At 74.3% G+C, this 21,457-nt stretch carries 20 protein-coding genes; 2 read left to right on the top strand and 18 right to left on the bottom strand.

The features are described from left to right. Nucleotides 1–31: 31 nt before the first annotated feature. Both M8316_RS12330 and M8316_RS12325 read right to left on the bottom strand, forming a co-directional pair. Nucleotides 32–748 (bottom strand): ABC transporter permease, encoded by a 717-nt coding sequence (locus M8316_RS12330; protein ID WP_250054992.1) that lies wholly within the window; start codon nt 746–748, stop codon nt 32–34. Beyond that, nucleotides 745–1,449, bottom strand: a complete 705-nt coding sequence (locus M8316_RS12325; RefSeq protein ID WP_250054991.1) for an ABC transporter permease — start codon at nt 1,447–1,449, stop codon at nt 745–747. Before M8316_RS12325 ends, M8316_RS12330 begins: the two co-directional genes overlap by 4 nt. Nucleotides 1,450–1,453: 4 nt before the next feature. On the opposite strand from M8316_RS12325, the gene M8316_RS12320 reads away from it, so the two are divergent. Then, a complete protein-coding gene (locus M8316_RS12320) occupies nt 1,454–2,467 on the top strand; it encodes an ABC transporter ATP-binding protein (RefSeq protein ID WP_272495169.1) in 1,014 nt (337 codons plus the stop codon). Nucleotides 2,468–2,524: 57 nt separating this feature from the next. Here M8316_RS12320 and M8316_RS12315 read toward each other — a convergent pair whose 3' ends face one another. The 14 genes from M8316_RS12315 to dacB form a co-directional block, all read right to left on the bottom strand. Beyond that, nucleotides 2,525–3,550, bottom strand: a complete 1,026-nt coding sequence (locus M8316_RS12315) for an LLM class flavin-dependent oxidoreductase (RefSeq protein WP_250054990.1) — start codon at nt 3,548–3,550, stop codon at nt 2,525–2,527. A gap of 120 nt (nt 3,551–3,670) precedes the next feature. Then, nucleotides 3,671–4,777 (bottom strand): GNAT family N-acetyltransferase, encoded by a 1,107-nt coding sequence (locus tag M8316_RS21125; RefSeq protein WP_250054989.1) that lies wholly within the window; start codon nt 4,775–4,777, stop codon nt 3,671–3,673. A 186-nt stretch (nt 4,778–4,963) separates the two neighbouring features. Then, a complete protein-coding gene (locus tag M8316_RS12305) occupies nt 4,964–5,635 on the bottom strand; it encodes a hypothetical protein (protein ID WP_250054988.1) in 672 nt (223 codons plus the stop codon). A 9-nt stretch (nt 5,636–5,644) separates the two neighbouring features. Continuing rightward, on the bottom strand, nt 5,645–6,157 hold the full coding sequence (locus tag M8316_RS12300; RefSeq protein ID WP_250054987.1) for a DUF3180 domain-containing protein: 513 nt from the start codon (nt 6,155–6,157) through the stop codon (nt 5,645–5,647). 7 nt (nt 6,158–6,164) lie between these two features. Beyond that, nucleotides 6,165–6,731: a 2-amino-4-hydroxy-6-hydroxymethyldihydropteridine diphosphokinase gene (gene folK, locus M8316_RS12295; RefSeq protein ID WP_250054985.1), complete on the bottom strand. Its 567-nt coding sequence runs from the start codon at nt 6,729–6,731 to the stop codon at nt 6,165–6,167. Beyond that, nucleotides 6,728–7,150, bottom strand: coding sequence for a dihydroneopterin aldolase (gene folB / locus M8316_RS12290; RefSeq protein ID WP_250054983.1), 423 nt, complete (start codon nt 7,148–7,150; stop codon nt 6,728–6,730). Before folB ends, folK begins: the two co-directional genes overlap by 4 nt. Next, on the bottom strand, nt 7,147–8,025 hold the full coding sequence (gene folP / locus M8316_RS12285) for a dihydropteroate synthase (protein WP_250054980.1): 879 nt from the start codon (nt 8,023–8,025) through the stop codon (nt 7,147–7,149). The genes folB and folP overlap by 4 nt, the downstream gene beginning before the upstream one ends. 2 nt (nt 8,026–8,027) lie before the next feature. Further along, nucleotides 8,028–8,645: a GTP cyclohydrolase I FolE gene (folE, locus tag M8316_RS12280; protein WP_272495168.1), complete on the bottom strand. Its 618-nt coding sequence runs from the start codon at nt 8,643–8,645 to the stop codon at nt 8,028–8,030. Nucleotides 8,646–8,676: 31 nt separating this feature from the next. Continuing rightward, on the bottom strand, nt 8,677–10,749 hold the full coding sequence (gene ftsH, locus M8316_RS12275) for an ATP-dependent zinc metalloprotease FtsH (protein WP_250054978.1): 2,073 nt from the start codon (nt 10,747–10,749) through the stop codon (nt 8,677–8,679). Nucleotides 10,750–10,896: 147 nt separating this feature from the next. After that, a complete protein-coding gene (gene hpt / locus M8316_RS12270; protein WP_250054976.1) occupies nt 10,897–11,448 on the bottom strand; it encodes a hypoxanthine phosphoribosyltransferase in 552 nt (183 codons plus the stop codon). 158 nt (nt 11,449–11,606) lie between these two features. Continuing rightward, nucleotides 11,607–12,809: a carboxypeptidase regulatory-like domain-containing protein gene (locus M8316_RS12265; protein ID WP_250054974.1), complete on the bottom strand. Its 1,203-nt coding sequence runs from the start codon at nt 12,807–12,809 to the stop codon at nt 11,607–11,609. Between the two features lie 220 nt (nt 12,810–13,029). Beyond that, the gene (gene tilS, locus M8316_RS12260; protein ID WP_250054972.1) at nt 13,030–14,010 is read right to left on the bottom strand and encodes a tRNA lysidine(34) synthetase TilS; all 981 of its coding nucleotides are present in this window, start codon (nt 14,008–14,010) and stop codon (nt 13,030–13,032) included. Between the two features lies 1 nt (nt 14,011). Beyond that, nucleotides 14,012–15,073, bottom strand: a complete 1,062-nt coding sequence (locus tag M8316_RS12255) for an Rv3626c family coenzyme F420 biosynthesis-associated protein (protein WP_250054970.1) — start codon at nt 15,071–15,073, stop codon at nt 14,012–14,014. 108 nt (nt 15,074–15,181) lie between these two features. Beyond that, the gene (gene dacB, locus M8316_RS12250; RefSeq protein WP_250054968.1) at nt 15,182–16,798 is read right to left on the bottom strand and encodes a D-alanyl-D-alanine carboxypeptidase/D-alanyl-D-alanine endopeptidase; all 1,617 of its coding nucleotides are present in this window, start codon (nt 16,796–16,798) and stop codon (nt 15,182–15,184) included. A gap of 168 nt (nt 16,799–16,966) precedes the next feature. On the opposite strand from dacB, the gene M8316_RS12245 reads away from it, so the two are divergent. Beyond that, nucleotides 16,967–17,455, top strand: a complete 489-nt coding sequence (locus tag M8316_RS12245; RefSeq protein WP_250055119.1) for an inorganic diphosphatase — start codon at nt 16,967–16,969, stop codon at nt 17,453–17,455. Nucleotides 17,456–17,552: 97 nt separating this feature from the next. Here the strand turns inward: M8316_RS12245 and M8316_RS12240 are convergent, their stop codons facing one another. Together M8316_RS12240 and M8316_RS21120 are read right to left on the bottom strand one after the other, a co-directional pair. Next, a complete protein-coding gene (locus M8316_RS12240; RefSeq protein ID WP_250054966.1) occupies nt 17,553–19,577 on the bottom strand; it encodes an acyl-CoA dehydrogenase family protein in 2,025 nt (674 codons plus the stop codon). A 121-nt stretch (nt 19,578–19,698) separates the two neighbouring features. Further along, on the bottom strand, nt 19,699–21,246 hold the full coding sequence (locus tag M8316_RS21120) for a C40 family peptidase (RefSeq protein WP_250054964.1): 1,548 nt from the start codon (nt 21,244–21,246) through the stop codon (nt 19,699–19,701). Nucleotides 21,247–21,457 lie beyond the last annotated feature (211 nt).

The following is a 21,457-nucleotide window of genomic DNA, read 5'->3' as shown; positions in this document are numbered from 1 at the left end:
CGTGGCGGGCCGCCCCGCGGCCCCGGCGGCCTCAGGCCCGCAGGTGCGCGGGCGCCACCAGGCGCTGGGCGAGGGCTGCGAGCAGCTCCAGGACGAGGGCCACCAGCGCGACCACGAGCGCACCGGCGATGCCCTGGCCGTAGAGGGTCCGGTAGAAGCCGTCCGTGATCACCCGGCCCAGGCCCGGGCCGGCCACGAGGGCCGCGATCGTGGCCGTCGCCCAGATCTGCACCAGGGCGAGCCGGACGCCGGTGGCGATCAGCGGCATCGCCAGCGGCAGCTCGGTGCGCCAGAACAGCTGGCTCCCGCTCATCCCGAGGCCGGTGGCCGACTCGCGCACGTCGGCCGGCACCTCGCGCACGGCCGTGTAGGCGTTGGTGATGATCGGCGGCAGCGCGAACAGGGCCAGCGCCACGAGCGTCGAGACCCCGGCCCGGCCGAACGGGCCCGCGTAGGCGGTGCCGGGGAAGAGCCCGCCGGTCACGTCCCAGGGGTCGGCGGCGACCAGGAGGGCCAGCAGCGCGAAGGTGGGGATGGCGCGGCCGACGTTCGAGACGTTGACGGCGAGGAAGCCGCCGCGGCCGAGGTGCCCGAGCCACAGCGCGACCGGCAGCCCGACCAGGAGCGCCAGCAGCAGCGCCACCAGCGTGATCAGCAGCTGCTGGCCGAGCAGCTGGAGCATGCCGCCGGAGCCGGTCCAGCTGGCCGGGTCGGTGAGGAACGCCCAGGCGTCGGAGAGGACGGTCATGCGCCCGCCCCCGTCCGGGTCCACGGCGTCAACAGCCGCTGCACCAGCACCAGCACCACGTCGAGCGCCACCGCGATGACGACGCAGAGCACGGCGGCGGTGAGCAGCTCGGCACGGAAGTCGCTGGTGACACCGCTGGCGATGAGGTTGCCCAGCCCGCCGTGGGCGACCAGCGAGCCCACCGTCGTCAGTGCCACCGTGGAGACGGTGGCGACCCGCAGCCCGGCCATCACGACGGGGATCGCCAGCGGCAGCTCCACCCGGAGCAGCAGCCTGCCTCGTCCGTAGCCCAGGCCGGTGGCGGACTCCCGCACCTCCTCGGGCACCGAGCGCAGGCCGTCGAGGAAGGCGCGGACGAGGACCGTCAGCGCGTACAGCGCGAGCCCGATCACCACGGTGGTGGCGCTGAGGCCGGTGAAGGGCACCAGGAGCGGCAGCAGCGCGATGGAGGGCACCGTGTAGAGCCCCGTGGCCAGCCCGAGGATCGGCGACTCGAGCCGGGCGTAGCGCCGGGCCAGCAGCGCCAGCGGGAAGGACAGGGCCAGCGCCACGACCACGGAGACGAGCGTGATCTGCAGGTGCTGCACGGTCGCGTCGGTGATCTCGGTGCGGTAGTCGGAGACGTACTGCCAGCACAGCCAGTCGTTGGTCAGCCGTGAGTAGCAGGTGGTCCCCGCGTCGGCGCTCGCCAGTAGGGTCACGCGCATGGACGCTACCGGTGACGGCACCGCCTCCTCGACCACCCCGATGATCAGGCTGCGTGGTCTGGGCAAGCGCTACGACGACGGCACGGTGGCGGTGCACGACCTCGACCTGGACGTCCCGCGCGGCTCCCTGACGGTGCTCGTCGGCCCCTCGGGCTGCGGCAAGTCGACGACGCTGAAGATGATCAACCGGCTGATCGAGCCCACCCACGGCACGATCGAGATCGACGGCCGCGACGTCACCGGCCTCGACGCCACCGAGCTGCGGCGCGGCATCGGCTACGTGATCCAGGCCGTCGGGCTGTTCCCGCACCAGCGGATCACCGAGAACGTCATGACCGTGCCGCTGCTGCTCGGGGAGTCCAAGAAGGTGGCCCGCGAGCGCGCCGAGCACCTGCTCGAGCTCGTCGGGCTCGACCCGGCCGCGCAGGGGCGCCGGTTCCCGCACCAGCTCTCCGGCGGGCAGCGCCAGCGCGTCGGCGTGGCCCGGGCGCTCGCCGCCGACCCGCCCGTGCTGCTGATGGACGAGCCGTTCGGCGCCGTCGACCCCGTCGTGCGGGTGCGGCTGCAGGAGGAGTTCGGCCGCCTCCAGCGCGAGCTGGGCAAGACCGTCGTGCTGGTCACCCACGACATCGACGAGGCCATCGCCATGGGCGACCGGGTGGCGGTCTTCGCCGAGGGCGGCCGCCTCGCCCAGCACGGGTCGCCGGCCGAGGTGCTCGCCCACCCGGCCGACGCGTTCGTGGCCGACTTCGTGGGCGCCGAGCGCGGGCTGCGCCGGCTCTCGGTAATCGAGCTGACCCGCGAGCACCTCGAGCCGCTCGACGGGGTCTCCGGCGGCGACGTCGAGGCCGTGGTCGACCTCGGCTGCACCCTGGAGGAGGCCCTGGCCACGATGCTGCGCCACGACCAGCCCCGGGTCGCGGTGCGCGACGGGCGCGTCGGCTTCGCCGGCGTCCTCACCCCCGGTGGGCTGCACAAGGCGCTGCGCGCGTCCCTGGCCGACTCCGCCTGACGCCTCTGCCCGACCCCTGCGCCGAGTCGGCAGTGACGTGCTGCCGACTCGGCGGGGTCAGCGGGCGGGCGACCAGCCGAGGAGCGGGCCGAGGCGCGTGGCGTAGTCGGTGAGGATCTGGACGAGGTCGGCCTCGCCGAAGGTGAACGGCAGCGCGAACGCGACCTCCTCGACCTCGGCGAAGGCCGCGTGCGCGGCCAGCCGCTCGGCCAGCTCCTCGCTCGGGCCGACGAGGTCGGGGGCGAACAGCAGGCCGCCCGGCCCCTGCGGGCTGCGGGTGCGCTCGAGGCGGGACGCGGCGTACTCGGCGTAGCGGCGCGCCTGCTCGGGACTCGCGGAGTCGGTGGGGATCACCACCAGGCCCTGGGAGACGCGCGCCGCCTCGCCGGCCGGGTGCGCCGCCCGGAAGGCCCGGACCTGCTCGGCCTGGAGCGCCGCGAAGTCGGGCTCCTCCCCCGGCTCGGCCCGCACCCCCGTCAGCACGGACGAGGTGAGCAGGTTCAGCCCCTGCGAGGCCGCGAACGCCACCGACCGCAGCGACCCGGCGCCGTACCAGACCCGCTCGGCCAGGCCGGCCGCCTGCGGCTGCACCTGGCGCGAGAAGGTCTCGATGCCCACCGTCCCCTCGAACGGGCTGGTCGGCTCGCCGCGCAGGTGCCCCAGCAGCCGCTCGACGCGGGTGTAGGTGAGGTCCTCGACGTCGGCGGTGTCGGGGTAGAGCGCGCCCTTCACGTCGTCCCAGCGCATCGGCGGACCGACCGAGACCCCCGGGTTCAGCCGGCCGCCGGAGAGGACGTCGACCGTCGCCCAGTCCTCGGCCAGGCGCAGCGGGTTCTCCCAGCCCAGCGGCGTCACCGCCGTCCCGAGGTCGATGCGCGAGGTGCGCTGGGTGGCCGCCGCCAGCACCGCGACCGGCGAGGAGATGCCGTGCTGGAGGTGCCGGTGCCGCAGCCACGCGGAGTCCAGGCCGAGGCGCTCGCCGTGCTCGATCAGCCGCAGCGTGGACTCGTGCCCCTCCCGCGGCGAGGCCGGGTCGAAGAGACCGATGGTGAGGAAGCCGAGGCGCTTGAGGGGGCGGTTCACTCCCCCAGCCTAGGCCCCGGTGGTTGAGGCTTCATCCACCACCGCTCGCCACATAGTGCGCGACGAAAAGCACCTCGTCGGCGGCGATTCCGGTGCTTTTCGTCGCGCACTATTGGCGGCTCAGCCCACCGGGACGTCGAAGTGCCAGGACTGGGTGACGTACTTGGTCCGCCAGCCGAGGCCGGAGTAGAGGCGCTGGGCACCGGTGGAGGAGTCCGCGTCGACCTCCAGGCCCACGGAGCCGCGGCCACGGCGGGCGGCGTCGGCGATGATCGTGCGCAGCAGGCCGGTGGCGACGCCGCGGCCGCGGGCGGCCTCGAGCACGCCGATGTAGGAGACGTAGGACGAGCCGGGGCCGGTGGAGGACTCCGAGGCCTCGCCCACCAGCGCACCGACGGGCTCGGGGTCGCCCTCGCCGTCGACGATCTCGGCGATCCACCAGTGGCTCCACCGGTGCCCGGGCTCCTCGCGCGTGCGGCGCAGGAACTCGGTGAAGGTCTCCTCGAAGGAGTTGAAGTGGTCCTTGAACGCCTGCTCGAGCACGTCGTGGACGGCGCGCAGGTCCTCCTCGGCCGGCAGGTCGCTGCCCTCGCGGTCGACGAGCCGGAACCGGATGCCCTTGCGCTCCCAGTCGGTGGGGTCGGGCACGAGGTCGGCGTCGCCCTCCTCGCCGGGGCGGCTCATCTGCCACCAGGTGCGGACGTGCCGGAAGCCGGCGCCGGTGAGCCAGCGGGCCTGGCGCTCGTCGTCCTCGAAGGCGCCGGTGTCGATCTGCTGGGTCGGCAGGCCGCGGGCGGCGCCGATGGCGCGGGCCTGGCCGCGGGCCCACTCGAACAGCGCGTCGGAGCAGGCGTCGGCCTCGGCGCCGTGCAGCTCGCGGGAGACGACGTGCACGAACAGCATCCGCCCACCCGCGCGGTCGTGCACGCTGCCCCAGGCCTGGATGGTGCCGGCGGCGTCGCGGACGACGACGTTCTCCCGCGTCAGCAGGCCCTGCTCGGAGACCTCCAGCAGGACGTCGTCGACGCCGGCGCCCGCCCAGCCGCGGCCGTGCCGCTCGTGGGCCCGCAGCAGGTGCGTCAGCCGGGCCACCTGGAACCGGTCGCCGGCGTCGGGGCTGTCGACGTGCCACCCGACGGGCAGCTCGGTGCGCTCCACGAGCTCGTCGGGGTCGTCCTCGAACCGGCTCACGAGGTCGGTCTTGATCTCAGGCAGCGGGTCAGTCACGGCACGACATCATGCCGCACCGGCCTCACCCGGCAGGAGCCAGCACCGGTGCCCGACACCCGTGCGCGCCGGCCCGGACGCGACGACGTCGCCCGGCCGGACGAGGAAGGGGGTGGTGTCCGGCCGCGCGACGTCGCTGGCCCACCGCCTGAGTGAGGGATGCGGCGGGCGTCCTGGGGGCGGTGCTCAGGCGTGGCGGCGCGAGGCGGCCTCGGCGCGGTGCCACGCGGCGGTGACCTGCTGGAGCTCGGCGCGGAGGGTCTCGACCTCGCCCTCGAGCTCGGCGAGGCTCACGATGGCCTCGGCGGCGCGGTTCTCCGCCTCGTCCCGGCCGACCTCGGTGCGGCGCTGGAGGCGCTGGAGCTCCTCGTAGCGGCGCTTCTCCACGCCCAGGGCGCGGACGCCCTCGGCGACGTTCTTCTGGGCGCCGCCCAGCTCGGTGCCGAGCTCCTCGAGCGCCTTCTCGCGCTCGGCGATCTGCTCGTTCAAGGTGGCGACGCGGGCGGCGTGCTCCTCGGCCCGGGCCTCGGCGAGCCGGCGGTAGGCCTGGGCCTGCTCGGCGCGGTCGCGCTGGTGCTCGCGGCGGGACTCGCGCAGCTCGGCGTAGGTGATCCGGCTGGCCGCGAGGCCGAGGACGACGGAGGCCACCGCGGCCGCGCTGACCAGCAGCCACGACCCGGTGGGCACGGCGCCGACGACCAGCAGCGCCGAGAGCGCGACCAGGCCGGTGGCGACGGTCAGCCGGGTGGAGCGCTGGAGCCGGCGCGATGAGGAACGACCGGGCGTGCCGGCGTCCTGCGCCTCCCCGCCCTGGTCAGCTGTGACTGATGTGGCGGAGGGGGCAGAAGTGGTGCTCATGGACGCAGGCTAGGCGTCGGAGTCGTCTTCGGGGACGCGACACGCGCGTTCCAGCAGGATCCCGCCCACCACGACGACCACCGCGGCCAGCGCGGCGAGGCCGGACAGGACGAGTCGCTGGGTGGCCGCCTCGGAGGGCACACCGAGCCAGCTGATCGCGTAGCCCAGGTACCCGCCGCCGACCAGGGCGCCCACGTAGGTGGCCGCGCGACCGAGCGCCAGGCGGTTGACGGCACGGTGCGCCTCGAGCCGCTGCCGGCGCACGTGCACCTGCCGGTGAGTGGCCCGAGCGGTGACGAGCAGGCTCACGCCGACCAGCGCCAGGACGGCCGGCGGTGCCCACGTCACCAGGGGCGCGGTGCCGAAGAGGGCGACCGCGACGCGGTGGTAGGTCCAGCCGATGACGATGCCGAGCACGACGAGCGCCGTCATGGCGCCCGCCGAGGCGGGCTGGATGGTGCCCTGGGTGGGCTCGTCCTGACCGTCGTCGGGGTCGGGAGGAGGGTCGAGCGGCGGGGTCACCCCCGCGTCACTCGATCTCGAGCGTGATGTCCTCGCGCAGCGTCACGCCGTCGGTGCCGAGGTCGGCCAGCAGGTCGGCGACCGGGCCGGCGTCGGGGAGGACCGCGTCGGGCTCGAGGTCGTACCAGGGCTTGAGGACGAACGCGCGCTCCTTGGCCCGCGGGTGCGGCAGGCGCAGGTTCTCGTCGTCGCTGCGACGGTCGCCCACCACGATCAGGTCGACGTCGAGGGTGCGGGGCGCGTTGGCCTCCCCGCGCTCCCGGTCGAAGGCGTCCTCGACCGTGAGGCAGCGCTCGAGCAGCCGGTGGGCGGCGAGCGTGGTGTCGCACAGCAGCACGATGTTGAGGAAGTCGTCGGAGCCCGGCGGGCAGTTCACCGGTGCGGTCTCGTAGACGGCGGACACGGAGGTCACCCACACGTCGGGGGTGTCGGCGATCGCGTTCACGGCGCCCTGGAGCGTGGTCACCCGGTCGCCGAGGTTGGACCCCAGCGACAGCACGGCGCGACGGATGGGGCGCATCTCCCCGGTCAGCGTGTCGGCGTCGATGATGTGGGGGTTCGGGGTCTCAGTCACGTGAGGTCCTTGCGTGTCCGGGTGATCGTGAGCGTGACGTCGGTGAACGTCGCGTCGATGGGTGCGTCCGGCTTGTGGACCGTGACCCTCGCCCATTCAACACCGTCCTGCAAGAGGCAGGTACCGGCGATCCGGGTCGCGAGGGTCTCGATCAGGTCGACCGGGTCGCGCTCGACGGCCGCCTTCACGGCCGCCGTGAGGCTGCCGTAGTCAACCGTGTCGCGCAAGTCGTCCGAGGCCGCGGCCCGACGCGTGTCGACGCCCAGCACGAGGTCGATGACGAACGTCTGACCGGTGCGCTTCTCGTGCTCGAGGACGCCGTGGTGGGCGAAGCACTCGATGCCGGTGACGCTCAGCTCGTCCAGCCCGGTCACGGGCCCGTCCACCGGCCCCGTGGCCGACCCTGCGGAGCCGCTCATGCGTCCTCCTCGCTCACGGCGAGGCCCAGCGCCGTCGCCGCTGCGAGGGTGTCACGGGCCGCCCGGACGTCGTGCACCCGGACCCCCCACACGCCTCGGCGCGCGCAGTCGAGGACGACGGCCTGGTGGGCGTGCTCGCGCCCCTCGACCGGCCGCGGGGAGCCGTCGGGCCCCGGCAGCAGGGCCCCCAGGAAGGACTTGCGGCTGGCGCCCACCAGCAGCGGACGACCGAGCCCCTCGAGGACGTCGAGGCCGCGCAGCAGCTCCCAGTTCTGCTCCCCGCGCTTGGCGAAGCCCAGGCCGGGGTCGAGCACGACCCGCTCGGGCGGGAGGCCGGCCGCGGCGAGCGCGTCCAGGCGGGCCCGCAGCTCGCCCACGACGGCGCCGACGACCCCGCCGGGACCGTCGTAGGAGGCCAGGTCGTACATGGCGTCGGAGTGGCTGCGCCAGTGCATGGCCACGAAGAGCGCATCGGTGCCGGCGACCGCGCCGGCCATCGCCTCGTCCGCGAGGCCGCCGGAGACGTCGTTGACGACGACGGCGCCGGCCCGGACGGCCGCGAGGGCCACCTCGGCGCGCATGGTGTCCACCGAGACGGCGGCGCCGGCCGCGGCGAGGCGCTCGATGACGGGCACCACCCGGTCCAGCTCCTCGGTGACCAGCGGGCGGGTCGCGCCGGGGCGCGTGGACTCCCCGCCGATGTCGAGGACGTCGGCCCCCTCGGCCAGCAGCGCGAGACCGTGCTCGACGGCCGCGTCGCGGTCGAGGAAGCGTCCGCCGTCGGAGAAGGAGTCGGGGGTGACGTTGACGACCCCCATGACGCGCGGGCGGCCCAGCGGCGCCAGCAGCGCCGCGGCCTCCTGCGAGACAGCCATCCTCAGCGCGTCCCGCCCCGGATCAGCGCCATCGCCTCGGAGCGGGTGGCGGCGTTGTGCATGATGCCGCGCACGGCGGAGGTGATGGTCCGGGCGCCGGCCTTGCGGACGCCACGCATCGTCATGCACAGGTGCTCGGCCTCGATCACCACGATCGCGCCGCGGGCCTCGAGGATGTCCATGAGGGCGTCGGCCACCTGGGTGGTGAGCCGCTCCTGCACCTGCGGGCGCTTGCTGTAGACGTCGACCAGCCGGGCCAGCTTGGACAGGCCGGTGATCTTGCCGGATGCCGCCGGGATGTAGCCGACGTGCGCGACGCCGGTGAAGGGCACCAGGTGGTGCTCGCACATCGACCACAGCTCGATGTCGCGCACCAGCACCATCTCGTCGTGGCCGAGGTCGAAGGTGGTGGTGAGCACCTCCTCCGGCTCCTGCCGCAGGCCCTGGGTCAGCTCGGCGTAGGCCCGGGCGACGCGCGCGGGGGTCTCGTGCAGGCCCTCGCGGTCGGGGTCCTCGCCCATGGCCGCGAGCAGCTCGCGGACGGCGGCCTCGGCACGGGCGTGGTCGAACTCGGGGACGTCGGCGCGCGAGCGCTCGGGGAGGGTGACGGGGTCCGTCATGCGGGGGGTCTCCTGCGTGGGGGCGACGAGCTCAGAGCGCGCCGTCGGAGGGGCCGGACGGCGGGGTGGGGCCGCCCGGGAGGCTGCCGGGGCCACCGGGGCCGCCGTGCACGTCGCCGCCCTCGCCCGGGGGCGTGACGACCGCGCCGGCACCCTGCTCGACCTTGCCGTTGCTGTTCGCGCGGTCGCGAATCTCCTGCGGGATCTCCACGGGCGCGATGTCGGAGGGACGGCGGGTCGCCGAGCCGGTCCAGGCCGGGCGCGGCTGACGGCGGCGCAGCGGCTCGAAGACGCGGGCGATCTGCTCCTTGTCCAGCGTCTCCTTGTCGAGCAGCTCGAGGACGAGGGCGTCCAGGACGTCCCGGTTCTCCTCGAGGATGTCGAAGGCCTCCTGGTGGGCGGACGCCAGCAGCTGGGTGGTCTCCGCGTCGACGGCGGCGGCCACCTCCTCGGAGTAGTTCCGGCTGCTGCCCATGTCGCGGCCCAGGAAGGGCTCGGAGTTGGACTCGCCCAGCTTGATCGCGCCGAGGCGCTCGGTCATGCCGTACTGGGTGACCATCGCGCGGGCCACGCTGGTGGCCTTCTCGATGTCGTTGCCCGCGCCCGTGGTCGGGTCGTGGAAGATCAGCTCCTCGGCGGCGCGGCCGCCGAGCATGTAGGCGAGCTGGTCGAGCATCTGGCTGCGCGGCTGGGAGTACTTGTCCGAGTCGGGCAGCACCATCGTGTAGCCGAGCGCGCGGCCGCGCGGCAGGATCGTGATCTTGTGGACCGGGTCGTTGCCCGGCAGCGCCGCCGCGACGAGGGCGTGGCCGCCCTCGTGGTAGGCGGTGATCAGCTTCTCCTTGTCGTTCATCAGCCGGGTCCGGCGCTGCGGGCCCGCGATGACGCGGTCGATCGCCTCGTCCATGGACTCGTTGGTGATGAGCTTGGCGTTGCTGCGGGCGGTCAGCAGCGCCGCCTCGTTCAGCACGTTGGCCAGGTCGGCACCGGTGAAGCCGGGCGTGCGGCGGGCGACGGCCATGAGGTCGACGTCCTCGGCCACGGGCTTCCCGCGGGAGTGGACCTTGAGGATCATGTGGCGGCCGGCGAGGTCGGGGGCGTCGACCTGGATCTGCCGGTCGAAGCGGCCCGGACGCAGCAGCGCGGGGTCGAGCACGTCGGGGCGGTTCGTCGCGGCGATGAGGATGACGCCGCCGCGGACGTCGAAGCCGTCCATCTCGACCAGGAGCTGGTTGAGGGTCTGCTCGCGCTCGTCGTGGCCGCCGCCCATGCCGGCGCCGCGGTGGCGGCCGACGGCGTCGATCTCGTCGATGAAGACGATCGCGGGGGCGTTCTCCTTGGCCTGCTCGAACAGGTCGCGCACGCGGGAGGCGCCGACGCCGACGAACATCTCGACGAAGTCGGAGCCGGAGATGGAGTAGAAGGGGACGCCGGCCTCGCCGGCGACCGCGCGGGCCAGCAGCGTCTTGCCGGTGCCCGGAGGGCCGTAGAGCAGCACGCCCTTGGGGATCTTGGCGCCCACGGCCTGGAACTTGGCGGGCTCCTGGAGGAACTCCTTGATCTCGCCGAGCTCCTCGATGGCCTCCTCGGCGCCGGCGACGTCGGAGAACGTCGACTTCGGCATGTCCTTGGAGATCAGCTTCGCCTTGGACTTGGCGAACTGCATGACGCCGCGGCCGCCGCCGCCCTGCATGTTGTTGAGCAGCCAGAGGAAGACGAGCAGCAGGATGACGAACGGCAGGAACGAGACGAGCAGCGAGGTCAGCAGACTGGGTTCGCTGATCTCGGTGTTGACCTCGTCGATCGTGCCGGCCTCGAACTGCTTGATGGCCTGCTGGTAGATGCGCGACTGGGTGCCGGTGATCCAGTACGTCATCACGTCCGCGCCCTCGGAGCGCACGCCGTCGTCGAGGGTCGCCCGGATCTCCTGGTCGCCGCCGACGAAGGTGATCTCCTTGACGTCACCGTCGGTGATGTAGGAGGTCATCTCCGAGGAGGAGATCTCGTCGCCGCCGCTGCTGGGGGCGAGGAACTGGAGCGCCACGAAGACGCCGATCACCGCGACGACGATCCACAGCCAGGGGCCCTTGAATATGCGCTTCACGTGCTTCTCTCGTTGTGCAGACGTTCCGGATCGACGACGGTACACGCCGACGCTGGGCCCAGTGTCTCAGGCGAGTGGTAGCGGACGAGCGCCCGGACGGGGGAGGAACCCCCGCGCTGGGTACGCCGGGTGGTGCCCGGCCGTCCGTCAGGAGTAGACGTGCGGCGCCAGGGTGCCGATGTCGCGCAGGTTGCGGTACTTCTCGTTGAAGTCCAGGCCGTAGCCGACCACGAACTCGTTGGGGATGTCCCAGCCGACGTACTTGACGTTGACGGGCATCTGCAGGGCCTCCGGCTTGCGCAGCAGGGTGCAGATCTCCACCGAGGCCGGGTTGCGGCTCGACAGGTTCGAGGTGAGCCACGACAGCGTCAGCCCGGTGTCGATGATCTCGTCCACGATGACGACGTGCCGCCCGGAGATGTCGGTGTCGAGGTCCTTGAGGATGCGGACGACGCCGCTGGACTGGGTGCCCGAGCCGTAGGAGGAGACGGCCATCCAGTCCATCTCGACGTGCCGGTCGAACGAGCGGGCGAGGTCGGCCATCACCATCACGGCGCCGCGCAGGATGCCGACGACGAGCAGCTCCTCGCCCTCGTAGTCCCGCTCGATCTCGTCGGCCAGCTCGCCCAGCCGCTGCTGGATCTGGGCCTCGGTGAAGAGCACGTTGACGAGGTCGTTCTCCACGTGGGCAGAGTCCATGGGCGGCAGCCTACGGCCCCCGGGTCGGAGCACAGAACCGGGGACGCCTCGGCCCCGCCCACCGGCACGCGAGGTGCCGGCGGACGGGGCCGGAGGTCGGTCCCGACGGACCAGGCTCAGCGGGTCGGGCTCAGCGGGTCGGGCTCAGCGGGTCAGGCTCAGCGGGTCAGGACGAGGCGGGTGCTCGAGCCCTGGAGGACGAGCCCGGGCTTGGTGCTGCCGCCGTAGACGGCCTTCACCACGACGCGGTCGAGGTCCCGCGGCTTGGGCAGCGTCAGGGTGGCGGCACCGCGGCGCAGCGTCACGACCTCGTCGACGTCGAGCGCCGGGGCGACGACGCGCACCCGGCCGGTCGGGGTCGCGCCCTTGGCGGCGACGTCGATGTCCAGCTCGATCAGCTTGCGGGGGCGCAGCCGACCGGGGCCCTCGAGGGAGGTGCGGGTCGGCAGGGTGGTCGTGAGCAGCACGTCCTGGGTGGCGGGGCGGCCGCCGACGGCCAGCGTGCCGCGCTCGGCCGGGTAGCCGCGCTTGGTGACCTTCCAGGTGTACTTGCCGGCGGCGAGGTCGGCGGACCAGCTGCCGTTGCGCTTGCTCGTGGCGGTGACCTCGGGCGTGGGCGAGTCGTCCGCCCGCGCGGTGAGGACGACGCTCGCACCGGCGACCTCGCCGAGGCCGTCGCTGACGACGCCGGAGACGCTGCTGCGGCGATAGACGGTGTAGTCGCCGGGCACGCCCGAGCTGGCCTCGGTGACCTGGACGCCGGTGTCGACGCGGGGGTAGTAGGCGTCGCCGGCGTCCACGACGACCTTGTAACGGCCGGCGGGCACCTCGAGGTTGAAGAACCCGTCGGCGTCGTCGCCGTCGGTGTAGGTGAGCTGGCTGGCGACGGTCTGGCTGCCGGTGACGGCGACGACCGAGGCGTCGAGGAGCGGGTTGCCGGCGTCGTCGGTGACGTAGCCGGCGAGGTAGCGGGCGCGGTTGAGGAAGATCGTGACGCCGGTCTTGTTGCCGGTCGTGGTGTCGAAGGTGCGGGTGACGTCGATGTAGTCGGGGTCCTTGACCTCGACCTTGGTGACGCCGGCCGGCACCCACAGCTCGAACCCGTCTGCGCCGTAGCTCAGCGCGGTGGCGACGATCTCGCCGCCCTGCTTGGCGACGATGAAGACGTCGTCGAGGTACTCGAGGGTCTGCGGGTCGACGAGGTAGCCGGAGATCCTGGTGTCCGCGGCGGCGACCTCCGCCTGCGCGGAGGTGACGGAGCCGCCGGCAGCGGTGGCGGAGTGGGTGGTGAACGCGAAGCCACCGACAGCGGTCACCGACACGGCGGTGACGGCGGCCAGGGCACGACGAAGGCGGGTCATGGTTGTCCTCGAGGTCTGGCGCGTACCCAGCATCGGGTAATCGGGGTGCGATCCGGCGCGCGGAATGGTCCGCTCGGAGTATCGGGCGCGCGAGGGGCGCGACTGAGTGAGTTCGTGTTCTTTTACGGCTGTCCCCGGCCAGATGGCCCGTGCGGGTCACCCGGGGTGGCCCGGACGGGCCAGACAGGTGGGTCGGGCGCGGTGGGTCGGGCGCGGTGGGTCAGGAGTCCGCGGGCACCACGCGCAGCACGCCGTCGGCGCGCACGGCGCGCAGGTGCCCGGGCAGGTCGATCCAGCGCTGGCCGGACCAGGCGGTGACGAGTCGCTCGACGGCGAGGACGTGCTCGTGGAACAGCTCCGAGGCCGGCGACCCGGCCGCCAGCGCGAGCCGGCGCAGCACCCGTCGGCGCAGGGCGGGGTGCAGGTCGGCGAGGGCGCCGACGTCCAGGCCGCCAACGGGGTCCGCGGGGCGCAGCCGCTCCCAGGCCGCGTCGGCCAGGTCGTCGAGGAGGTCGGCGTCGGTGCGTAGCTGGTCGGCGGTGCGGGCGAGCGCGGCGGCGACGCCGGGCCCGAGGTCCTCCTCGAGCAGGGGCAGGACGCGGCGGCGCACCCGCACCCGGGTGTAACCGGGGTCGCTGTTGTGGGGGTCGTCCCAGGCCTCCAGCCCGAGCACCTGGCAGGCCGTGACCGTGTCGTCGCGGGTCACGTCGAGCAGCGGGCGACGGTAGACGTCGAACGCCCGGCGCATCCCCGCCAGCGAGCGTCCGCCGGAGCCGCGGGCCAGCCCCATCAGCACCGTCTCGGCCTGGTCGTCGCGCGTGTGCCCGAGCAGGACGGCGGCGGCGCCGGTGTGCTCGGCGACCTGGTCGAGCACGGCGTACCGGGCGCGGCGGGCGGCCGCCTCCGGGCCCAGGCCACCGGGGTCGACGGTGACCCGGGCGGTGATCGTCTCGTCCGCGCCGAGCGTCGCGAGCTGCTCGACGACGCGGGCGGCCTGGGCGGCCGAGCCCTCCTGGAGGCCGTGGTCGACGGTCGCGCCGACGACCCGGCGGTCGCGCTTCTCCGCGACGGCGGCCGCGGCGAGGGCGAGCGAGTCGGGCCCACCGGAGCAGGCGACGACGAGGGTGGCGTCCTCGGGCAGGTCGGCGACGCCCTCGCGCACCGCCCGGCGCACCGCCGCGACGCTGGGGTGCAGGCCCACCTCAGCCGTGGACGCGCGCGACCCAGAGGGCCGGGTCGGCGATCTCGTCCCGCGTGGGCAGCGAGGCCGGCCCGGACCAGACGGCGTTGAAGCCGTCCATGCCGACGGTGTCGACCACGTGCCGCACGAAGACGGCGCCGTCGCGGTACTGCGCCATCTTGGCGTCGAGGCCGAGGAAGCGGCGCAGCGCCCGGTCGAGCACGCCGACGCCCTTGCGGCGCTCGTTGAAGCGGGCGCGGATCGTGTCGACGGTGGGCACGACCTCGGGGCCGACGCCGTCCATCACCACGTCCGCGTGCCCCTCGAGCAGCGACATCACGGCGGTGACGTCGTCCATCACGGCCTTCTGCTCCGGGGTGGCCAGCAGCGACAGCGCGCCGCCGGGGCCGGGCTGGTCGCCGCCACCGCGCTGCTTGAGCGCGGAGGTGACGCGCTTGAGGCCGTCCTCGATGGCCGAGGTGTCCTCGAGGCTGGCGGAGAGCCGTTCGACCAGGCCGAAGAGGTGGTCGCGCATCCACGGGACCGCGGTGAACTGCACGCGGTGGGTCTCCTCGTGCAGGCAGACCCAGAGGCGGAAGTCGCGGGGCGCCACGTCGAGCTCGCGCTCGGTGTGCACGATGTTGGGCGCGACCAGCAGCAGCCGGCCGTGCGGCTCGTGGAAGGGGTCGAACTGGCCGAGCACCTTGCCGGCCAGGAAGCCGAGCAGGCCGCCCACCTCGGTGCCGGTGATCTTCGAGCCCACCGCCAGGCTGAGCCGGCCCGGGGGCTTGCGCTGGGCCAGGCGGCCGGCGACCGGGCCCAGCACGTGCCGGAAGGCGTCGGCGTTGGCCTGCACCCAGCCGGGCCGGTCCACGACCAGCACGGGCGCGGTGTCGCGGCCGCCGTCGAGCCCGGTGTAGGCGCGGACGAGGTCGGTGGCGCGCTCGGCGCCGTTGCGCAGGTCCCCCACGGCCCGGCGGGCCTGGGCGGGGGTGACCGTGGGGCCGTCGCCGGCGAGGCGACCGCCCAGGGAGACCGCGAGGTCCCAGTCGATCATCTCGGGTGACGAGGCCGTGGAGGTCATGGACAGACCCTAGTCAGCAGGCGGTGACGCACCATCCCCCGCAGCGGGGAACGCGCTGTGCACCGCACCGGCGCGCCGGTCACGGCCCGCCCCGCGCTCGCCGAGCGCTCAGCCCCCGCAGGCGCAGGCGCCCAGCGCGGCGGCGGCACGGTCGAGCGCGTCGCGCGCGGAGAGCTCGTCGACGTCGGCGACGCGGTCGGCCAGGAGCGCGAAGACCAACGGCGTGCCGTCCGCGTCCAGCGCGACGCCGGCCAGCGAGGTCACGTTGCTGAGGGTGCCGGTCTTGGCGCGGACGTGGCCCACCGCCGCGGCGGGGGCGTCGGCGAACCGGTAGGTGAGCGAGCCGGTGGAGCCCGCGGCGGGCAGCCCGGGGAAGAGCCCGCGCAGCGGGTCGTCCTCGTCGCTGTCGGCCGCGGCGGCGAGCAGGCCCACGAAGGTGCGGGGGTCGATGCGGTTGCGCCGCGAGAGACCGGAGCCGTCCTCCTGGCGGCGCGGCAGCGGCACGTCCAGCGAGGTCAGCACCCGGCGGACCCCGGCCAGCCCGGCCGCGATGGAGCCGGTGCCGCGCGCGGCCAGGCCCACGTGGCGCAGGAGCACCTCGGTCACCTGGTTGTCGCTGACCTGGAGCAGCCGCTCCACCAGCTGGCCCACGGGGGCGCTCTCGACCGAGGCCAGGGTGGCGGCGGCTTGCGTGGAGGTCACCGGCGACGCCGAGCCCACCAGGCGCACCCGCACCTGCCCCGTCCGCGCCTGGGCGGCCAGGGCGTCCCGCAGCGCTGCGGTGAAGACCGTGGCCGCATCGGCCGCGGGGTCCGTGGAGTAGCCCGAGCCGGTCAGCGACGACCCCTCGTCCACCCACAGCGCCGAGGTCGGGGGCGCCACCTCGCCGCGGTAGCCCAGCGGCCAGGTGGAGTTGAAGCCGGGGCCGGAGAAGAGCGTGTCGTCGTACCCGACGCGCAGGGTGCGGCGCCCCGCCGGGGCGTCGGCGAGGTCGCGCACCAGCGTCGCGGCCGTGCGCCGGGCCAGCGTCACCACGTCGGCGCGGGCCGGCCAGGTGTCGTCGTCGACGGGCGACGAGGCCAGCAGCGGGTCGCCGCCGCCGACGAGCACGACGCGCCGCCCCTGGAGCACCGTCGTGGTGGAGAACGTGGTGCCGGCGCCGACCAGGCGCAGCGCGGAGGCCGAGGTGAGCAGCTTGGTGGTGGAGGCGGGGATCGCCGCTCCCCCGCGGCTCAGGGCCAGGTCGCCGTCCAGGTCGGCGACGGCCACGGAGACGTGCGGCCCCAGCACGTCGGCGGCCAGCGGCCCGCGCAGGGCCCGGCGGACGGCGGCGGCGTCGACGGGCTGGTCGGTGACCGGCTCGGCGGGCACGGCGGCGGGGGTCGGGGTGGTCAGGCCCAGGGCCGCGGGGGCGGCCACCGCGAGCGGGTCGGTCGGGTCCTCGTCCTGCGAGGCGCCGGGCAGGGAGCCGGTGACGGAGTCGCTCACGGAGTCGAAGGCGTCCTCCGCGGCCCGTCGCAGCGGCTCGGCCACGGGGGCCACGACGGGGTCCGCGACCCCGCTCACGACGACGCCGGTGGCGACCAGGACGAGGGCGAGCGCGGTGAGCCCGACACGGCGCGGCCAGCGGCGGCGCGCACGGGCGTCACGACGGGCGGCACGCGCGGCCCGACGAGCGGTGCGTCGACCGCCGCCCGACGTGTGGCGTGCGTCACTCCGCGGCACCGGGTGCCCCCTCTCTCGCGTGGAGCGGCCATTGTGCGGGACACTGGACCCGGGCCCCGATCCTGGGGCCCGTCGTCTTGTTGACTTGCCGCGGCTGGTCGACTCGAATCTGACCGCAACGACACCCGGGCACCGAGGCTCGGGATCAACGGAGGAGTAGCGCGCGTGCTGGAGTTCGACGTCCTGGTGGAGATCCCCAAGGGGGAGCGCAACAAGTACGAGGTCGACCACGAGAGCGGGCGCCTGCGGCTGGACCGCACGCTGTTCACCTCGACCCAGTACCCCGCCGACTACGGCTACATCGAGGAGACCCTCGGTCAGGACGGCGACCCGCTGGACGCGCTGGTCATCCTCCAGCAGCCGACCTTCCCCGGCTGCCTGATCAAGTGCCGCGCGATCGGCATGTTCCGCATGACCGACGAGGCCGGCGGCGACGACAAGGTGCTGTGCGTGCCGTCCTCGGACCCGCGCCTGGCCCACCTCCAGGACATCGGCGACGTCTCCGACTTCGACCGCCTGGAGATCCAGCACTTCTTCGAGGTCTACAAGGACCTCGAGCCCGGCAAGTCCGTCGAGGGCGCCGACTGGGTCGACCGTGCCGCCGCCGAGGCCGAGATCCACGCCTCCTTCGACCGGCACAAGGCCGAGGGTCACTGACCGCTCGCCCCACCCGTGCACGACGGCCCCGGACCAGCAGGTCCGGGGCCGTCGTCCGTCCGGAGGGCGCTCCTCCGGCCGGGGGTCCGCGTGGGGCTCAGCCGAGCAGCGCCTCGGCGCGCAGCACCTCGCGCGGCACCGCGAAGGCGTCGACGAGGTCGACGGCGACGGGCCGCAGGCGGGCGCACAGCGTCTCGACCTCGCGGGTGATCGCCTTGGAGCGGGCGACGGTGAGCCGGCCGTGCTCGAGGAACCAGGCGCGGTCGGACTCGATGCCCGCGAGCGCGTGCAGGTCGCACAGCGCGGCCAGGGCGTCGCGGACGGGGCCGGCCGGCTGCGCCCGCACCTTCGCCACGAACGCCTCCAGCACGAGCCGCTCCACGTGGGCGCGGGCCGCCGCGATGACGTGGGCCTGGACGCGGGAGAACACCGCACCCGCCTTCTCGCCCCGGTCGATGCCCCGCTTGAGCCGGCGCGCCACGCCGCTGACCAGGTGCTCCTCACGGAAGCGGTACATGGCCAGGTGGTACTCGGGGTCGGTGATCCGGGCCTCGCTGGACCAGTCGTCGCCACCGGGCAGCAGGTCACGCACCCGCTCCAGCAGCGCGTGCGCGCCGGTCTTCTCCACGACCGTCTCGACCGCCAGGCCGGTGACCATGCGCACGAGCCCGAACTGGTCCAGGTCCTCGAAGGACGAGGCGTAGTCGGTGAGCAGGCCCTTGGCCACGAGCTGCAGCAGCACGTGGTTGTCGCCCTCGAAGGTGGTGAACACGTCCGTGTCGGCCTTGAGCGCGGCGAACCGGTTCTCGGCGAGGTAGCCGGCTCCGCCGCAGGCCTCCCGGCACTCCTGGATGACGTCGGTGGCCAGCCAGGTGGCCAGCGCCTTGGTGCCGGCGGCGCGGGACTCCAGCTCGCGCTGGGCGTGGTCGTCGACCTCCGTGCCGGAGCCGCCGTTGCGGGCGGTGGAGACCTCGTGCAGCCGCTCGACCAGCACCTCCTGGGCCGCCGAGAGCGCGTACGTGCGGGCGACCCGCGGGAGCAGGCGGCGCTGGTGCATCCCGTAGTCGAGCAGCACCTGCTCCTCGCCGTCCCCGGTGTCGAACTGGCGCCGGTGGTCGCCGTAGCGCACGGCGATCGTGAGGGCGGCCTTCGCGGCGCTCACGCCCGCGCCGCCGACCGAGACACGGCCCTGGACGAGCGTGCCGAGCATCGTGAAGAAGCGGCGGTTCGGGTTGGCGATGGTGCTGGTGTAGCGGCCCTCGTCGGTGATCTCGGCGAACCGGTCGAGCAGGTTGCCGCGGGGCACGCGCACCTGGTCGAAGGCGATGCGGCCGTTGTCGACGCCGTTGAGGCCGAGCTTGGGGCCGTCGTCGGTGAGCGTGACGCCGGGCGCCGGCTCGCCGTCCACCCGGATCGGCACCAGCACCGCGTGCACGCCGTGCTCCTCGCCGTCCACGACGAGCTGGGCGAAGACGGCCGCCATCGTGCCGTGGGCGGCGGCGTTGCCGATGTAGTCCTTGGTGGCCGAGGCGTCGGGGGTGTGCACGACGATCTCGTCGGTGGCCGGGTCGTAGGTGGCGGTGGTGCCGAGCGCCTGGACGTTGGAGCCGTGGCCGGTCTCGGTCATCGCGAAGCAGCCCAGCAGCCGACCCTCGACGATGTCGCGCAGGTAGGCGTCGTGGTGGGCCTTCGTGCCGAGCTGGAGCACGGCGCCGCCGAAGAGGCCGAACTGCACGCCGGCCTTGACCATGAGCGACAGGTCGCCCATCGCCAGCGTCTCGAAGGCCGCGATCGAGGCGCCGACGTCCCCTCCCCCGCCGTGGGAGGTCGGGAAGCCGAGCCCGGTCTGGCCGGTCGCGGCCAGCTCGAGGAGCACGTCCTTGACGCGCTCGCGGTACTCGGCGCGGGTGAGGTCGTCCGCGGAGGCGATCAGCTCCGCCTCCAGGGGCAGCTGGGCGCGCACGTCGCGGCGCACCTGGGCCCAGCGGCCGTCGAGCGCCGCGGTCATCTCCGCGACGTCGAAGGGGGCGACCCCGGCCGGCGCACCGCCGGGAGCAGGGGCGGGGGCACCCTCGTCGGGGCGCGAGGCGGACGGGGCGGGAGTCTCCACGTGCGTGGCCATGTGAGCCAGGCTACTCCCGAGTAGCAAAGGGCGGAACCACCCGGTGGACGGGTGTGCTCACCGTCCCGCGGGCCTCCCCGGACGGGGACGGCCCAGCCGGGACGGGTCAGGGACGGCCGGGTCAGGGACGGCCGGCGAAGTTCGGGAGGGTCCACTCGTACATGGAGACCTCCTTGACGACGTCGCCGGTGCGCGGGGCGTGGATCATCATCCCGTTCCCCGAGTAGATCGCCACGTGGTAGATCGACGACGGGTCGGAGCTGGTGCCCCAGAACAGCAGGTCGCCCGGCTCCAGCGCGCTCATGCTGACCGGCGTGGTGGCCTCGTACTGCGCCACCGAGTAGTGCGGCAGCGAGACGCCCGCCTGGGCCCAGGCCATCATCGTCAGGCCGGAGCAGTCCCAGGAGTCCGGGCCGGCCGCGGCCCACACGTAGGGCTCGCCGAACTGCGCGCGGGCGTAGGCCAGGACGGCGGAGACGCCGCCGGCCGACGGCACGGTGGTGCTGCCGCCGCTCGACCCCGAGGACCCGGACGAGCCGGAGGAGCTCGAGGAGCCCGAGGACGACGAGGAGCCCGACGAGCTCGACCCCCCGGACGACGAGGACGACGAGGACGACGAGGAAGAGGAGGAGGACGACGAGGCCGCGGCCTGCTGCCGCGCCTCGCGGCGGGCCTCGCGACGCGCCTCCCGGCGGGCCTGGGCCCGCGCGGCGGCCTCGGCCTGCGCAGCGGCCTCCGCGGCAGCCTGGCGTGCGGCACGGCGAGCCTCGGCGCGGGCGGCGGCCTCGAGGGCCTCCTGGCGCTGGCGGGCCATCCGGACGCTGGTCTCCTGGAGCACCGCGAGCTGGGCGATGAGCGCGTCGCGGCGCTGCGCGACGGAGGCGGTCTCGGCGGCCGCGGAGTCCTGGGCGGCCTGGGCCTCGACCTTGGCCTCGCGGGCCTTCGCCTCGAGCCGCTCGGCCTTCTCGGCGGCCTCCTCGGCCTGGTCGGAGGCGACGTCGGCGAGGGTGGAGGTGGCGGTGATCTGCTGGACGCGGCGGTCCATCGCGTCCTGCGCCTCCTGCACGGTCGCCATGGCGGCCAGGAGCCCGTCCAGGCCCACGGTGGCCGCGGAGCCGTCGGTCTCGGCGCTGCTGTCCGCCGCCGCGTCCGCGCCGGCGATGGCGCCGAGTGCGGAGAGCTGCGGACCCATCTGGTAGCTGGCGACCACGACGTCGGCGTAGGCCGAGCGGCGGTCCTCGAGCGTGGCGGCCGCGTCGTCGGCGTGCTGCTGGGCGGCGCGGGCGGCCTTGCGGGCCTGCTGCGCCTCGTAGCGGGCCCCGTTGTAGGCCTCGGCCGCCTGCGCCGCGGCGACCTGCGCCTGCTCCAGTCGCTGGGCGGCCGCGGCCAGCTCGGCGCGCACGGAGGCGACGTCGGCCTCGCCCTGCTGCACGGCCTGGCGGGCACGCTGCACGTCGGTGCGGCTGGGGTAGTCGTCGCTGTCCCGGGCCGACGCGGGGGCCGCGCCGGCACCCAGCACGGCGGTGAGCGCCAGGGAGCCCGTGAGAGCGGCGACGGTGGTGCGGACGGCCGGCGTCCGCCCGGCCACGCCCCGGCGGGCGACGCGTGCGACCGAGGGGCGCACGGGTCGCCGTCCGAGGCGGGCGGGGCGGCTCTGGGGGCTGATCACGTCCGTCACGGTAGGGAACTTTCGTCACATCCGAAACATCTGACGCAATCTTTTTGCGAAACGTCGGCGTGTCGGCTTGACGACTACACCGATGTAATTCACTCGATCCACAGTGAGGTGTCCGGAATGCAGGACCGGGGGGCCCCCCCGGGGGGGGGGGGGGGCCCCCCCCGGGGGGCGGGGGGGGGGGCGGCCCCCCCCGGGCGTGGCC

Source organism: Nocardioides bruguierae (genome assembly GCF_023554635.1).
Classification (GTDB): domain Bacteria; phylum Actinomycetota; class Actinomycetes; order Propionibacteriales; family Nocardioidaceae; genus Nocardioides; species Nocardioides bruguierae.
The sequence above is the reverse complement of the archived record's forward strand: the minus strand, read 5'-3'. Positions and strand labels throughout refer to the sequence as shown.